At 39.3% G+C, this 14,990-nt stretch carries 12 protein-coding genes; 7 read left to right on the top strand and 5 right to left on the bottom strand.

The window, feature by feature from the left end; all coding sequences use genetic code 11:
* Positions 1-117: 117 nt before the first annotated feature.
* Positions 118-309 carry a CbtB domain-containing protein gene (locus VF06_RS12910; RefSeq protein ID WP_099067909.1) on the bottom strand — a complete coding sequence of 64 codons (192 nt, stop codon included), beginning with the start codon at positions 307-309 and terminating at the stop codon, positions 118-120.
* Positions 310-873: 564 nt separating this feature from the next.
* Between VF06_RS12910 and VF06_RS12915 the strand changes: the two genes are divergently transcribed.
* The 4 genes from VF06_RS12915 to VF06_RS12930 all read left to right on the top strand — a co-directional run bounded on the left by VF06_RS12915 (position 874) and on the right by VF06_RS12930 (position 4,899).
* Positions 874-1,899, top strand: a complete 1,026-nt coding sequence (locus VF06_RS12915; RefSeq protein ID WP_099067910.1) for a multicopper oxidase domain-containing protein — start codon at positions 874-876, stop codon at positions 1,897-1,899.
* Between the two features lie 182 nt (positions 1,900-2,081).
* Positions 2,082-3,143, top strand: coding sequence for a 4-helix bundle domain-containing protein (locus tag VF06_RS12920; RefSeq protein WP_099067911.1), 1,062 nt, complete (start codon positions 2,082-2,084; stop codon positions 3,141-3,143).
* Positions 3,144-3,395: 252 nt separating this feature from the next.
* Positions 3,396-3,830, top strand: a complete 435-nt coding sequence (locus tag VF06_RS12925; protein WP_099067912.1) for a ferritin-like domain-containing protein — start codon at positions 3,396-3,398, stop codon at positions 3,828-3,830.
* A gap of 100 nt (positions 3,831-3,930) precedes the next feature.
* On the top strand, positions 3,931-4,899 hold the full coding sequence (locus VF06_RS12930; protein WP_099067913.1) for an FTR1 family iron permease: 969 nt from the start codon (positions 3,931-3,933) through the stop codon (positions 4,897-4,899).
* A 58-nt stretch (positions 4,900-4,957) separates the two neighbouring features.
* Here the strand turns inward: VF06_RS12930 and VF06_RS12935 are convergent, their stop codons facing one another.
* Both VF06_RS12935 and polA read right to left on the bottom strand, forming a co-directional pair.
* Positions 4,958-5,893 (bottom strand): ABC transporter substrate-binding protein, encoded by a 936-nt coding sequence (locus VF06_RS12935; protein ID WP_099067914.1) that lies wholly within the window; start codon positions 5,891-5,893, stop codon positions 4,958-4,960.
* Positions 5,894-6,668: 775 nt separating this feature from the next.
* A complete protein-coding gene (gene polA, locus VF06_RS12940) occupies positions 6,669-9,590 on the bottom strand; it encodes a DNA polymerase I (RefSeq protein WP_099067915.1) in 2,922 nt (973 codons plus the stop codon).
* Positions 9,591-9,841: 251 nt separating this feature from the next.
* Here polA and VF06_RS12945 point away from each other — a divergent pair, with 251 nt between their 5' ends.
* Positions 9,842-10,549, top strand: coding sequence for a choice-of-anchor E domain-containing protein (locus VF06_RS12945; RefSeq protein WP_099067916.1), 708 nt, complete (start codon positions 9,842-9,844; stop codon positions 10,547-10,549).
* A 181-nt stretch (positions 10,550-10,730) separates the two neighbouring features.
* Entirely contained in the window at positions 10,731-11,567 is an 837-nt protein-coding gene (locus VF06_RS12950; protein ID WP_099067917.1) for a Cof-type HAD-IIB family hydrolase, read from the top strand.
* Positions 11,568-11,741: 174 nt separating this feature from the next.
* Here the strand turns inward: VF06_RS12950 and VF06_RS12955 are convergent, their stop codons facing one another.
* Positions 11,742-12,710, bottom strand: a complete 969-nt coding sequence (locus VF06_RS12955) for a DALR anticodon-binding domain-containing protein (RefSeq protein ID WP_143861805.1) — start codon at positions 12,708-12,710, stop codon at positions 11,742-11,744.
* Between the two features lie 314 nt (positions 12,711-13,024).
* On the opposite strand from VF06_RS12955, the gene VF06_RS12960 reads away from it, so the two are divergent.
* The gene (locus VF06_RS12960; RefSeq protein WP_096536235.1) at positions 13,025-13,744 is read left to right on the top strand and encodes a Crp/Fnr family transcriptional regulator; all 720 of its coding nucleotides are present in this window, start codon (positions 13,025-13,027) and stop codon (positions 13,742-13,744) included.
* Between the two features lie 53 nt (positions 13,745-13,797).
* On the opposite strand, the gene VF06_RS12965 is transcribed toward VF06_RS12960, so the two are convergent.
* The gene (locus tag VF06_RS12965; protein WP_099067918.1) at positions 13,798-14,844 is read right to left on the bottom strand and encodes a PstS family phosphate ABC transporter substrate-binding protein; all 1,047 of its coding nucleotides are present in this window, start codon (positions 14,842-14,844) and stop codon (positions 13,798-13,800) included.
* Positions 14,845-14,990: the final 146 nt, after the last annotated feature.

Genomic DNA, 14,990 nt, shown 5'->3' on the forward strand with positions numbered 1-14,990 from the left:
CCAGTCGCCAAAATTTCACATGAATTTTGACGACTGACTTCTAAATTCCGTTTTGATAAATTGATGAGGTGTCAAACTATTGTCTAATCCAGTAGTAAAATTTTGGGATTAGTTAATTTAGTGACATGCAACGCCTAAAGTATGATGTCGTGCTGAATGTGTTGCGTTATGCACAGCAGGATAAGTCGAGAACAAAGCAGTCCAGATAATCAAAGAAGATAGCAGCATATAAAGCGTTATCTGTACTGGCTTCGACAAGGTAATATTTGCAGTCTTTTGTAATACTGAAATAGTAGAAAAACTACTCATTTTTGACCTCGCATAATTAATTTGGGTAATTCATCAATCAAAGGCACAATGCCAATGGATTGCAAAAAGATATACGATAAGCTTCCTATTTGACAAGTAGGTATGAAATGTCTTAACTAATTTGTCTTTAGTGAATACTATATTGTCCTTTTAACTTAGGTCATGGTATGCAGAAATTGACACACGAACTCCATACAAATAACAAAACAATGACACATGATTTTGAATAAGACAAAGATGCCAAATATAAAAAACTCTTGGAAATGCGATTTATTTTATCTGTCAGACTATTTAATTTGAAAAATGATACATATGGGCAAGCGGAGGAGATGATTGGTAGCAGTGATTGACTAATAACAGGTTTATTTATTAAGTAATAAAATATACATTTTCTTCAGTGTTTTTTGTTGTTAAACCAGATTTTAGCTTGATGTAAATTGCATAAGTTTTAGTAACAGTTTTGCGGCGCTAGCAACTTATTGACAATGATTTTTAATTCAGATAATATACACAATGATAATTGCAAATAATTTTCAATTTTTTTGGTGCTAACTGTTAACTGTCATGCCCAATAACTTCGCTCTGGGTAAAGAAAAACTTTGGAGTCGCCGTCAATTAATAAAGCTGGGCTTAGCAGGTGTGGGAGTGACTGGTGCAGCAGCACTTTGGCAAACGCTGAATTTACAAAGTCAGTCAATAGTCAAAGTACCACCACTTGATATGGAAGCATCAGACAATGTTGCTAATCCAACGAAGATGCTCAGGGATTTTGATTATGGAACGTTAAAACAAGAAAATGGGCGTACTATTCGAGAATTTCAATTAACTGCGGGTACTTCCATTATTCAATTAAATAGCGCTGTTTCTTACAATATTTGGGATTTAAACGGGCGCATACCGGGGCCAACGCTACGGGCCAAACAAGGCGATCGCGTGCGAATACTATTTCTCAATAACGCTGGACATTCTCACTCTTTGCATTTTCATGGCGTTCATCCAGCAGAAATGGATGGTGTTCGTCCGGTAAGCAATGGCAAAGCCACAATTTATGAATTTGATGCCGAACCTTATGGCGTTCACTTATACCACTGTCATATTGAACCAGTGACCCGTCACATTGCCAAGGGACTGTACGGGATGTTTATCATCGATCCTCCTACTGCCCGTCCGCCAGCTGATGAAATTGTCCTAGTAATGGCTGGGTATGACGTAAATGATGATAGCCACAATGATTACTACGCCTTTAATGGTCTACCTCATCATTACATGCATCATCCCATTCCCATTTATCAAAATCAGTTAATTCGGTTGTACGTCCTCAACATTATTGAATACGATCCGGCAGTTACCTTTCACCTCCACGCCAACTTTTTTGATGTCTATCGCTACGGCATGAGTATGACTGCCAGTGAAAAAACTGATGTACTGACGATGGGTGTAGCAGAAAGGCACATTTTAGAATTTGCTTTTCGCTATCCAGGTAAATACATGTTTCATCCTCATCAAGATGCGATCGCCGAAAACGGTTGCATGGGTCAATTTGAAGTAATTGCTGATAGCAAATCTCAAAAAACTGTAAAAATTTCTTGACGAAATACTTAGTTATTGCTCATCAAGGCAACCACTAGTTAAGTTATTTGTAATTATTTCCAGAAAATTTTCAATTAACTAGTTGATAAAAAATATCATTATATGCGAAAGTACAATCTATGACATTGGGTAATAGTTTGCCATACAACAATTAATAAATTTAAGTTGTGTTAGGAGTTAAAATGATAAAATTTCGTTATATTTGTTTGACTGTTGCCACTGCGGCAATCATTACCTTGAGTTCTTGTAGCAGTACACCAACCGCCGAAAATCCTTCAGCCCCAGTTGCTACTCCCCAAGCTACAGAAGCAGCAAGTAATAACAGCCATAGCGGTCACGGTAGTAAAGAAAAAATTAACATTAATACTGCTATATTGTCAGAATTAGATAAATTTGAAGCCAAGCTTGGTGTCCCGGCTTTATCTAACAAAATTCAGGCGAATCGTCCCTACGGTAGTCCAGAAGATTTAGTGACAAAAAAAGTGATTACTCAGGAGCAATTCGACCAAATTAAAGACCAAGTTGGCGTTCAAGATGTAGTCCTGACAGGGGAAGCCAAAGATGTTGACTACATGTCTAAATTAGGCTTAATGAAAGGACATCTGATAGTAGCAAAAGAACTTTTAGACCAAAATCAGCCGAAACAGGCAGAACCTCATATTGGGCATCCAGTTGAGGAGATTTATGTTGATGTAGAAGACCAACTTAACGAACGCAAAGTTAAGGAATTTAAGACAACTTTGGTGAGTTTGCAAGATTTGGTCAAATCTAGCCCCAAGGATAGTAAAGTTAAAACTAATTTTAGTTCTTCAGTGGCAGCCGTTGATGGAGCGATCGCAGCTTTACCAGCAGCAGAACGTTCAAAACCAGGATTTGTATTACAAGTAATAAACGAATTACTGGATGCAGCTAATTCCGAATATGGCGCGGCGATCGCAGATGGTAAGATATCCGCAGCAATTGAATATCAAGACTCTCGTGGATTTGTCTTTTACGCCAACGAATTATACAAAGGAATTGCCAGCCAAGTAGCTCAACAAGATGCCGAAGCAGATAAAGCAATTAATACTAGTTTTGCCGAACTAGTAAAAGTTTGGCCTGGTGCTATTCCACCAGCTAAACCGGTGAAGACTCCGGAGGATGTTACCAAGTTGGTGAAAACCATTGAGGAAAACTCTCAAAAAGTGATTGATAAATCCAGTTCCCAAGCACAAAAATCGCATTTTGATTTAATGGGAAGTTGAGAGTAAGCTATTTAAAATTAGGAGATAGTTAAGAGTTAGGAGTTATGGAGTGAAAAGTTAGGAGTTAAAAATTAGGAGTTAAGAGTTAGGAGTTAGGAGTTAAGAGTTAAGAATTTAAAAACTATAATAAATTTTTAACTCCTAATTCATTACTCCTCACTCCTAATTCATCACTCCTCACTCCTAATTCATCACTCCTCACTCCTAATTCTTAACTAATTAAACTCTATTCGTCACTTCAATCCACAACTAATGCAAGAACTTGACCAGAAAAAGACCATTGATTTGCTCAACGCCATCATGGAATTTGAATTAGCAGGAGTAGTACGCTATACACATTATTCGTTAATGGTCACTGGCCCTAACCGTATTCCCATAGTAGCTTTCTTCAAAGCACAGGCAAGCGAATCGTTACTTCATGCCCAACAAGTAGGAGAAATTCTCACAGGTTTAGATGGGCATCCCTCTTTAAAAATTGCCCCAATGGAAGAAACCTACAAGCATACAGTCAAAGATATTTTGGCAGAAAGCTTATCCCATGAAAAAAAGGCATTAGATTTGTATAAAAATCTCCTGGATACTGTCACCAATGCCAGCATTTATCTAGAAGAATTTGCTCGTGGGATGATAGGACAAGAAGAGATGCATAATCTCGAACTGAAAAAAATGTTACGTGATTTTAGTTAATAGTCATTAGTCATTAGTCATTAGTCATTAGTCATTGGTTATTTGCTAAGGACAAATGATAACTGGCTAATGACAAAGGACAAAAGACAAAGGATAAAAAATGGATTTTAGTACTGCTCTACCTACTTTTGTAATTACCCTCCGAGAAGGAGTAGAAGCTGCCCTTGTGGTGGGAATTGTCCTAGCTTTGCTGCAAAAAGCGAAAAAATCTAATTTAAAATATTGGGTATATACTGGAGTCGGCGTTGGTATTGCTGTTAGCGGCTTGATAGGAGCGCTATTTAGTTGGATAATTCAAGTAGTGGGAGCTGCTAATCCTCAATATACTTCCGTAGTTGAGCCACTACTGGAAGGTGTATTTAGTTTGTTAGCGATCGCAATGCTCAGTTGGATGCTCATCTGGATGACTCAACAAGCCAAATTTATGAAAGCGCAAGTTGAGGGAGCAGTTATCCAAGCACTGAAACAAAACTCAAATGCTGGTTGGGGTGTTTTTAGTTTAGTTTTTATTGCTGTTATTCGAGAAGGCTTTGAAACTGTTCTGTTTATTGCTGCTAATTTTCAACAAGGACTAATTCCTAGCATCGGTGCAGTTGCAGGTTTAACAGTGGCGATCGTCATAGGTGTGCTTTTATTTAAGTGGGGCATCAAAATTAATATCCGCCAATTTTTTCAAGTAATGGGTGTTTTATTAGTCTTGATTGTCGCAGGCTTAGTAATTTCAGCCTTGAAAAATTTTGACGACGCCGCAGCTAATTTTGCCCTTAGCAGTCGTGCTACACAAAGCCTTTGTTTCTATTACGAACGCTTTACTAAAATCCATTCTTGTATTCTGGGGCCAATGGTCTCCAATACTTCCACAATTTTGCCTGACGAACAATTTCCTGGCATTATTCTCAAATCTTTGTTTGGCTATAGTGACAAAATCTATCTCGTTCAAGCTGTGGCATATTTTGGTTTTTTGCTCGCTATAGGCGGGCTATATTTCCGCAGTATTGGAGGAGGCTTTTTACCAGCCAAAAAGAATACTCCATCTCATCAAAAACCAATCAATTCTGCCAAGGATTAAATAATTTTTGGAAATTTTGTATGTTTTTGTGTAGCATAAAATCAAGAATTATACTTATTTAAGTGCCTTTTAATCTAAGTAAATCTTGTTGGAGTTTTTGACAAGCCTTTTCTATAGCATTTATACTACCCGGATTCACCAAACCATAATAATCGAACACATAAACTCGGTTATTTTGAGTTGCTTGTAATTGTTTCCAAAAACTTTCTTTTTTTAAATCATCTAAAAGCTCTGTTTGGGAATTACCTTGTGGAGGATTGACCAAAATTATTGCATCTGGATTTGCTTCTATAATTTTTTCAGCCGAAAGAGTTATATAACCACCAACTGGACTTTTTCCTTGTAATTCTGCTGCCAAATTTTTTACCTGAAATTTCGTTAGTAAATCTCCTGCCCAACTATTTTTATTTGGCGCTAAAATTGGTTGACGACTAACCAGCACCAAAGTCGTAAGACTTTCATTAGGCTTATTTGGTAAGAAACTTTGGTAACGATTTAACAAAGGCTGAGGGTCGGCATCAATTAATTCAGCTAGTGTTTTAGTCAACTTTTCTAGAGATTCCCAATTATTCACCTGGGTAAGTAAAGTGGGAATTCCTAATTGCTGAATTTTTTGAATTGGAATCGTAGAAAAACCTTCTGCGCCAATAACTAAATCTGGTTTGAGTGCTACTATTTTTTCTAAATTAGGAGAATTTTGACCTTCGCTAACACGAGGAATATCTTTAAAACGCGAGTCATCTTTAAATAGTTTACTACCAGTAATTCCCACAATTTTTGTTTGGTCTAATTGAGCGATAATATCAGCAGAGAGAGAAGAAAGAGCCACAACTCTTGTTGCTGATTTTTTGGGTAATTGCTGCGAATTGGTGTTAGTTGTTTCAGTAGTATTTGCTACTTTTGCTGGTAGCTGTTGAGTACTTACAGTGTTACAAGCAACTAAGGCTATACTCAAAAAAAATGCCAAAGCACATACAAACCAACGATGATACATAATACATTCCTTATAAGTTTTGTTCCTCATATAGTTTGCCGCATTTTCATGCAGAATTGCTATAAATGTAGTTAATTCTGTGCAATTAATTAACTTATTCTTTTAGTTTTATGTTATGTATTTAACAAATCTACGTAACGGCTAACGGCCGTCATTGGTGTCAACTTAACGTAAAATCCTTATAATAACGTTAGAGCAAACTAACTCAATTACTAACTAATCCGGAGTCACCCCACCCCGGCTTTGCTAACGCAAAACCTCCCCTCCCCGCGTGCGAGGAGGGGATTGAGGGGTGGGGTAAAACGGCTGTGGAACAAGGGTTTAAGCTTAAGTTGACACCAATGAACGGCCGTTCGCCCCTACAGTAAAATGGCTGTACGGATTTTTGCCTAGTTCTACATATATAAAAAAAGGCGAGTAAAAACGTAGTACAAAATTCTTTAGAAATTTTGACGGCGTTTTACTCCCCAGAATCTATACAAGGTTATGTAAAAATTTTTCTTGTATGAGAAATTTATATTTTTGTCAGTGATTATTCTCTAATTAATTAACATTATTATACTAATCGGCTGATTCTGTTAGTGTTTTTGACTACAAAAAGCTAAATTTAACCAAAGCTTTAACTTGAGCTTCGTTTATTTCGCTCGTACTAACTTAACTTCAAACAAAATATTCTTATGCTATTTACATCTAAAATAAGTATCTTTGATTGCAACTTAATAGCAAATAGCTTGACTTAGAGGAATAACGCAAAAGCGTAGTCTGGATATTCAAATTACTTAGTTTCCATCCAATTTTGACCCGCACGCGCATCCACCACCAAGGGTACACTTAACTGTACTGCGTTCTCCATTACCGATTTAATTTGTGGTTGTAATTCTTCCCACTCATCAGGGGGGATTTCAAATACTAATTCATCGTGAACTTGTAATAATAAATGCGCTTGGTATTTTTGCAAAACTTCATGCAATCGTACCATCGCAATTTTAATAATATCAGCGTTGGAACCTTGAATTGGTGCATTGGCGGCGGAGCGTAATAAACCAGCATCATAAGCACCCAAATTTTTCAATTTACTCAGATCAATATCTTCTGGGTTGCTACCTTTTAAGTGGCGTAAAGTGTTATTAGTAAATTCAAAGTAACGACGACGACCAAGAATAGTTTCTACATAACCAAGAGATATCGCTTCTTTTTTCACTCGCTCCAAATAAGCAAAAACTCTAGGATATCTTTCATTAAACCGCTTAATGAATTCGTTGGCAATGCTCTTATCTATCCCAGTGGAACGAGAAAACCTGAGAGAACCCATTCCATAAATTACACCGAAATTAATAGTTTTTGCTACTGCTCGTTCTTCTGATGTAATATTTTCTTTTTCAAATACTAATCGCCCCGTCACAGTATGAACATCTTCATTTTGCTGATATGCTTCTACTAATATCGGTTCTTGACTTAAATGAGCCAAAATTCGCAATTCAATTTGTGAATAATCAGCAGCCACCATTAACCAACCAGGTTCCGGTAAAAATGCCTTGCGAATTTGGCGACTAAAAGCTGTACGAATCGGAATATTTTGCAAATTCGGATTAGAAGAAGATAACCTACCAGTTGATGTTGCTGCTTGATTAAAATCAGTATGTACCCGTTGAGTATCTGGACGCACCAATGCAGGTAAAGCATCTACATAAGTAGATTTTAATTTAGATAAAGTGCGGTACTCAGTTATCGTTTCCACAAATCCAGTTTGATCGATTTCTTGCAGTTTTTCTAGAGTTGCTGCATCTGTGGAATAACCAGTTTGAATTTTTCGGGAATATTTCGTGCTTAATCCCAATTTTTCAAATAATATATTACTCAATTGTTTAGGAGAACCCAAGTTAAAGTTTTCTCCAGCAATTTCTATTGCTTTTTCTTTTAATTTAGCTAATTCTATTTCTAAATGCTGTGAAAGTTCTTGTAAATAAGCTGAGTCAATGCGAACGCCTGTATATTCCATTTGTGCTAAAACTGCTTCTAGTGGCTGTTCCACTTCCACTAATAGCTTGGACAAAGCTGGAATTTTGTCTAATTCTGCACGCAGTTTCGCCACCAAACCAAAGGTAGAATAAACATCCATACCACAGTAATCTGCAACTGCGGCAATATCTACATCTGCGATGGTTTTACCTTTGGGAACTAAATCTAAATAACTTTTCGCAGTTAATCCTAAATATCGTTGTGCCAAATCCATCAAATTATGACTTGAATCTGGATTTAGCAGGTAACTTGCCAGCATCGGATCGAATACCACTCCCGCCAAGTTAATTCCTTGACACCTTAGAATTAAGCGGTCAAATTTAGCATTCTGTAAAGTTTTAGGATAATCAGCACTTTCCAGAATTGGACGTAGTGCTTCTAGCACCACATCTTTATTTAAATTTTCCCCAGTTGTATGACCAAGAGGAATATATGCCACTTCATCTAACTTTGTTCCCCAGCAACAACCAATTCCTACTAATTCCGCATCTCTTGGTTCTAAATCAGTAGTTTCAGTGTCCCAAGCAACTGGTGTTTTAGAATTAGTGAATTTTTGTACAATTTCCAATAATTCAGTCAATTTTGCTTCGGTATTAATAATGCGTGGTTGAATTGCTGAGGTTGGTTGTTGTTGTGCAGCTTCTGTTTCTGCAAAACTAAAAAATGAAAGGTCTGGGTCTTCAAATTCTGGTTCTGTTGTTGCTTTTTGTGTTTTTGGTGCTTCTTCAACTTGACCGCCAAAACGTTGCTGTAGGTCGTTGATCTTACCCAAAAATGATTTAAATTCTAATTTTTCTAAAATTGGTGATAAAACGTTTGTATCAAAGCCTTTTAATTTGCAATCCTCTAAATTAAATTCTAGAGGAACATCAACAACAATTTTTGCCAAATATTGGGACTTATAAGCGTCTTGTTTCCCAGCTGCCAATTTTTTCTGATTTGCCCCTGGAATTTCTTCTAAAGCAGCATAAACATTTTCCAGGGAACCATAGGCACTTAGCAACTGTACAGCTGTCTTTTCTCCAATTCCCTTAACCCCAGGAATATTATCTGATTTATCACCACAAAGTGCTTTGAAATCAACAATTTGTGAAGGTAATACCCCTAGTTTTTGTTGAACTTGTTCTGCTTCAAATTCTGTGATGCTATTTGTAGAACGCTTTAAGGCATCTGGACTAAAGTTTAAAACAGTAATTTGCTTTTCGGCATCTATCAATTGAAATAAATCGCGATCGCCAGTCAGAATTTTCACCTTATACCCAGCAGCCGTTACTTGTTGCGCCAAGGTTCCTAAAACATCATCCGCCTCGTAACCAGGAGCAGTGTAAATTGGTAAATTCAAGCCATCGAGTAACTCGTGGAGATTTTCTAAGTCGGGAATAAAATCTTCTGGTGTTTCTTTGCGATCGGCTTTATACGTATCAGCTGTTTCATGGCGGAAGGTGGGTAAACCCAAATCAAAGGCCACAGCCATTGCTTGGGGCTGTTGCGTTCCCATGACTTCCAATAAACACTTGAGAAAACCAAAACATACACTGGTGGGAATCCCCGTTTTTGTACGTAGTCCTCCATCTCGTCCTTTGGCAAAAGCAAAGTATGAACGATAAGCCAGTGAGTGTCCATCTACTAGGATGAACGTCGGACGTGTTGGGGTTGCAGTAGCAGTAGTTTCAGACATAGCCCTATTTTAGCCACAAGCTTTGTTATTTACATACTGCATCAGTTGGTTTATTGAAATTCCTCATGGGTCAGGATGATTTCTTAACAAAACTTCATATATTAATGAAAAATCTATATTTATTAAGGTAAATTGAACATAAAAAATTCACATAAATTTACGTGTATTTATCAAGCCTAGAAGTAAAAGTTACGAGTTAGAAATAATTTGGTAATCCCATAATGATTCGTTTCAGAAAAGCATCTTCCATCATGACAACAAAACTATTGAATACTCTAGGCGCTGCCACAACCTTAGCAGGAATTATTGCAACTTCTGGAGTAGCAAATGCAGCTTCTCTGTCTTACACTAGTTCCAGTAATTATGAGTTTACAGATATTATTGATGAAACTTTGAGCGTGCAAAAATTTGATTCTTCTTTAGGCACACTCAAAGGTGTAACAATCCAATTTACTGGCGACCTACTTGGAAATGCAGGTTTTGAAAATAGGAGTCCAACCCCAACTCAAACAACAGTCAATCTTAGCAGTCAATTCAGTTTACAACTAAATAATCAGTCTTTGTTAGCATTCAATCCAGAATATAGTTCCAGTTACCAAGTTGCCAAATATGATGGCATCACTGATTATAGTGGTACTTCTGGAAAAACCCTATCTAACTTAACTGCAACAGAATCTGCTACTCAGTCTTTTACCAATACCTCATTTTTGCAGTCTTTCATTGGTAATGGCGACATAGACTTTTTGTTTTCAGCTATAGCCAACTCGCTAGTTACAGGATCGGGCAACATGAGATCCTATATTGATACTTATGCTAAAGCAAGTATCAAAGTAACTTATGACTATGAAGAAGTTAAGTCTGTACCTGAAGCATCAACTACTTTTGGAATTGGTGTAGTAGCTGGGCTTTGTCTGTTGTCACAACGCAAAAAAATTTTGGTTAAAGTCTTAAATTCATAGACTTTAGTTCAAGAGGTAGATTCTTTATATCTTACCTATAAGTCAAGTTATCTAACTTAAATGTAAATCCCCGATTCTTTCGAGAATCGGGTTTTTTTATTGGCGTTATCTCAAACTTTTCCCACAATCTAAAATCCAAAATGGTATAACCTCTAACTGTAACTTGAAATCTCAGGAATGTATGTATAACGTATCTACCAAAAATATTAAACTACTGGTTGTAGATATAGATGGCACGATCGCCGGACACTCCAACACCATCAGCGAACCTGTAAAGCAAGCGCTGATTGCGGCACAAGCAAGAGGCATTCAAGTGGCGATCGCTACAGGTCGGATGTATCGTTCAGCGCTGCGCTTTCACCAAGAAATCGGCTCTACCTTACCATTAATGGCTTATCAGGGAGCTTGGATTCAAGACCCCATCACCCAAAAAATTCATCGCCATTTAGTGCTTTCCAAAGAACTCGCCCACCAATTACTCGATTATTTTGAACAGCCTCAATTACGGGCGCTTTTATCGATCCACTTCTACATCAATGACCAACTTTACGTCCGGGAAATAACCAAAGAAACTGAAATTTACGCACAACGTTCTAGTATTGTCCCAATTCCTGTGGGTGATTTGCGGCAAGTTTTAACGAATGAACCAACAAAAATTCTGGCTTTGTGCGATGACACAAATTTCATCAGCGAGGTATTGGGAAATTTGCGTCGCCAATATACACCAGCTGAACTTTATCTCACCACATCTGTTGCCACCTTCTTAGAAGCCACTAACCCCTTTGTAAATAAAGGAACTGCTGTGCGTTACCTGGCCGAAGAATTGCTGGGATTAGAAACAGCTAACGTCATGGCTATTGGCGATAACTTCAACGATTTGGAAATGCTAGAGTATGCAGGTATTGGTATAGCTATGGGAAACGCCCCAGAAGGAGTGCAGGCGATCGCTCAGTGGGTAGCCCCTAGTATAGATAGTGACGGAGTAGCAGTGGCAATTGAAAAGTTTTTGCTCCAGTGAGCAAATTTTAGAATTTAAATTTTGGATTTTGCATTGAAAATCCGACCCATACCAATCAGAAAGGACACCGACGACTGGCCGTGTTTCGTCTCGGTGCCCCTGCTGGTTCGCTCCTCACACAAGAGCTAATGTAGCCGAGGTAATGCATTGAGTCAATAGCTACGATTAAAGTTTTTATAAGTCCAATGGCGCACAAGTTTTCAGCTTTTCCTCTAGGATAAATTTTAAGACTGACTGAGTAGCCATCAGCAACCCCAACCTAGCTTGGGCTAACTCTGGTGACATAATTTTTACTTCACCCCAAATGCGGCAATTACGCCAGAAGTCTTCAAAAGCTTGGCTCAAATTAAATGCTGCCTTTTCCCATTTCACAGAACCCCCAATATCCGGACACTCTATGTTGTCCACCACCCCCACTAACTCACCAATTAGACGATACTCATCTGGTTGATTGAACTGCAATCTTCCATCGCCGTTGAGCCAAGGTACGGGGTTGGGGGAGATAAGATTCCCAAAACTGTAACTATCCTTTGCTTGGGGTTCTCGAAGTTGAATCAATCCCTCTCGGTGACCCAGCAGCACTAGCGAACAGCAACGCGCATGGGCATGTTGAATGGGAAATAACAAATTGGGCATTGGGCGTTGGGCATTGGGCATGGGGCATTGGTTATGACTTCTTCTCCCTTGTCCCCTTGTCCCCTTGTCCCCTTGTCTCCCCATCTCCCTCATCTCCCCACCTCCCCATCTCCCCATCTCCCTCATCTCCCCACCTCCCCATCTCCCCATCTCCCCCACCAGACTTTGTAACCAAGTCCCCAATGCTGAGTCTGTTAATTCAAAATGTATCAAACCAGAGGGAACTATTTGGATGTTAAAAACGTCGCCACAGGTTGCAGATAGATGAAGGGCAATGTCACTAGCAAGCTCCATCACTTTTCGATTCTGAGAGTTTGACACTTGCAACGCCACACTTGAGGTATACAAAATTTTGCTACTGTTTCTATCTTTGTATAGAGGAATTTTTTTATTTCTTATGTATTCATTTTTTACGCTTTCAGTATTAATACTTAAATCTTCAGCTAAATAATCATATATTAACCGCTTAAAAGACAGATGTTTGTATGCTTGTATTTCTTTGTACACTAGATTTTACGTAGACACTCTTGTAAAGTATATTTGTTAATTTGGTGTCACCTATCTCCGGATATAGGTTTAATCTAGATGAAGAAAAATGAGAGTAGGATAAAATTTGATGAATAATCGATGAATAGTGAGTAAATTTTACTACCATCATTGTACAGTAGGAAGTATAACAAAAGAGTAGAGAGTAATTCTTTGCTTTCTATTCTTTGGATGGCTGGCGCTTTTGGGCGTTAAGCCTGCATCGCCAACACAAAGACACTCCTTGCACCTTTTCGATCACGTCTTTGTCTTCAGCCGAACGCTCTTTGTTACCTATGCAATCTCCATCTTCTTTTTCTGAGGCATCACGGCCTTTTTTAACTTGGCAACGGATTCTTGACTGGGCTCAGGAACACTACCGCTGCCGCACCTTCAGCAAAGATGAGCGCATTCCAGCCCGACCTGGATTGCTATATTTGGTGCAAAGGGGTGCAATTCGCATGGTAGGAACCGCTCAGGTTAGCGCCACTGCTAGCCAGCTAACGTCTCGACGAATCAACAGAACTCCAGAGGAAGCGTTCTTGGGTTTTGTTGGAGCGGGACAGCCATTTGAAATTGTTGCCCAGTCACCATTCACACTCCAAGCTTACGCTCATGTTGACCAAACAGCGGTGCTGTGGATGTACTGGCACGACTTAGATAACTGGCCTCACTTCCGCCGGGAAGTTATGGATGCCTTTAGATATCAGCACCAGCGCAAGCTGCTGTGGCTGAGTGCTTTGGGACAACGCCGCACAATTGACCGACTCTTAGGGTTCCTCACATTGTTGATTGAGGAATATGGAGAGCCGGCAATGAGCGACACCGATCCTGATGTAATTCGCGGCTATTGTCTGCCTTTCCCCCTTACCCATGCCCAAATTGGTAGCGCCATTGGTTCGACTCGTGTCACCGTCACCCGCTTAATGGGCAAGCTGCGTCAACGTGGCTTAATCCTTACCCAAGGTGATAATCTGATTTGCTTACCAGCAGAGTCGATTAATAGAGCCAGCTAAAGCACAGTTCAGAGGGGCGATTTCCGCCACTCTGCCTGAATACCATCACGATGTCAGCGAATTTTGACAAACCCAGCTTGGGTAATCAGTTCCTGTCCCTGCTCAGTCAGCAGTAAGTTGGCGTAAGCGACACCTGCTTGCTGCTCAGTCTGACCATTCTGTTTGACCACCACAAACAGATTGCGGGTAATCGGGTACTTTCCTGATTGAAAAGCCTCAATGTTCAACTTGTTCCGTTTACCAGGACATTCAGACGGGAGGACAAATGGTTCTTGGTAGGGAGCAATATACTGTCCTTGTGTGCGCCCCAACGGCAAGGCTCTAATTGAACACTGAGGAATCACCTCTGGGGCAGAAGCGTAGTAAATGCCGCCAGGACTACCAGCCAATTTTTGCAAGGCTTGGGTGGTTGTGGAGATAAATTCCACATTGGAGCTGAAAGCTTGACCACCCAAGATGTCTTGGACAAAAAGTTCTACCGTACCACCATCAACTATCCGGCGGGAATAAGGCTTGATGGGGATATTGGAACCACCCAACTGGCTCCAATTATTGATTTTGCCAGTATAAATTGACTTTAATTGGTCTACTGTCAGTCCTGAAATATTGAGGTTTGGGTTAACTGCAACTGCCAAACCATCAATTGCTACAGGAATTTGTTTCAAAGTGAACCCACGCTGCTGGGCCCGGCTAAATTCTTGGTCTAAAATTGGTCGAGAAGATTGGGCAAAAGCTAGTTGACCATCTATTAGCGACTGTATACCAGTCCCAGAACCAGGAGATGCATTACTCGGTTCTACATAACGCAGCCTAAATTCTGCTCGCGTTGCTTGAATTGCTGGGTCAACTATTAATCGAATTGGGGCCCAAGAGGTACTACCTCCATAATTGAATAATCCAGTGGGAACATCCTGGACTGAAGCAAAAGTATTGGTACTGGGCTGTCCTAATGGAGGCTGGGGTGTGTTGGTGCTACGAGAATTAATTTGATTGAAATCAACACCAGATTTTCTGCTGAACCACCAAAAACCGCCAGCTATTAACCCAACAGTAATTAAAATAGATAAAACAAGAATAGGTATTTCATTTTTTTGCGACATAAAAATTATCCGCACGTCCGTTTAATACTAGAAACTGGGAATGGGCATGAGGTACAAGAAGCAGAGGTTTAAGGGAACTCCAAAAAATAAATTATTCTGGTTGGAGTCGTTGACTGTTGACTGCTAACTGCTGACTGTCAACCGTT

The organism is Nostoc linckia z4, from assembly GCF_002608075.1.
Classification (GTDB): Bacteria; Cyanobacteriota; Cyanobacteriia; order Cyanobacteriales; family Nostocaceae; genus Nostoc; species Nostoc linckia.

What these genes read in the sequence shown, in the direction of transcription:
- VF06_RS12925 (WP_099067912.1), top strand. Translation starts at nt 3,396, where the DNA reads ATGCAAGAACTTGACCAGAAAAAGACCATTGATTTGCTCAACGCCATC.
- VF06_RS12965 (WP_099067918.1), bottom strand. Translation starts at nt 14,844, where the DNA reads ATGTCGCAAAAAAATGAAATACCTATTCTTGTTTTATCTATTTTAATT.
- VF06_RS12920 (WP_099067911.1), top strand. Translation starts at nt 2,082, where the DNA reads ATGATAAAATTTCGTTATATTTGTTTGACTGTTGCCACTGCGGCAATC.
- VF06_RS12930 (WP_099067913.1), top strand. Translation starts at nt 3,931, where the DNA reads ATGGATTTTAGTACTGCTCTACCTACTTTTGTAATTACCCTCCGAGAA.
- polA (WP_099067915.1), bottom strand. Translation starts at nt 9,590, where the DNA reads ATGTCTGAAACTACTGCTACTGCAACCCCAACACGTCCGACGTTCATC.
- VF06_RS12950 (WP_099067917.1), top strand. Translation starts at nt 10,731, where the DNA reads ATGTATAACGTATCTACCAAAAATATTAAACTACTGGTTGTAGATATA.
- VF06_RS12915 (WP_099067910.1), top strand. Translation starts at nt 874, where the DNA reads ATGCCCAATAACTTCGCTCTGGGTAAAGAAAAACTTTGGAGTCGCCGT.
- VF06_RS12945 (WP_099067916.1), top strand. Translation starts at nt 9,842, where the DNA reads ATGACAACAAAACTATTGAATACTCTAGGCGCTGCCACAACCTTAGCA.
- VF06_RS12910 (WP_099067909.1), bottom strand. Translation starts at nt 309, where the DNA reads ATGAGTAGTTTTTCTACTATTTCAGTATTACAAAAGACTGCAAATATT.
- VF06_RS12935 (WP_099067914.1), bottom strand. Translation starts at nt 5,893, where the DNA reads ATGTATCATCGTTGGTTTGTATGTGCTTTGGCATTTTTTTTGAGTATA.
- VF06_RS12960 (WP_096536235.1), top strand. Translation starts at nt 13,025, where the DNA reads ATGCAATCTCCATCTTCTTTTTCTGAGGCATCACGGCCTTTTTTAACT.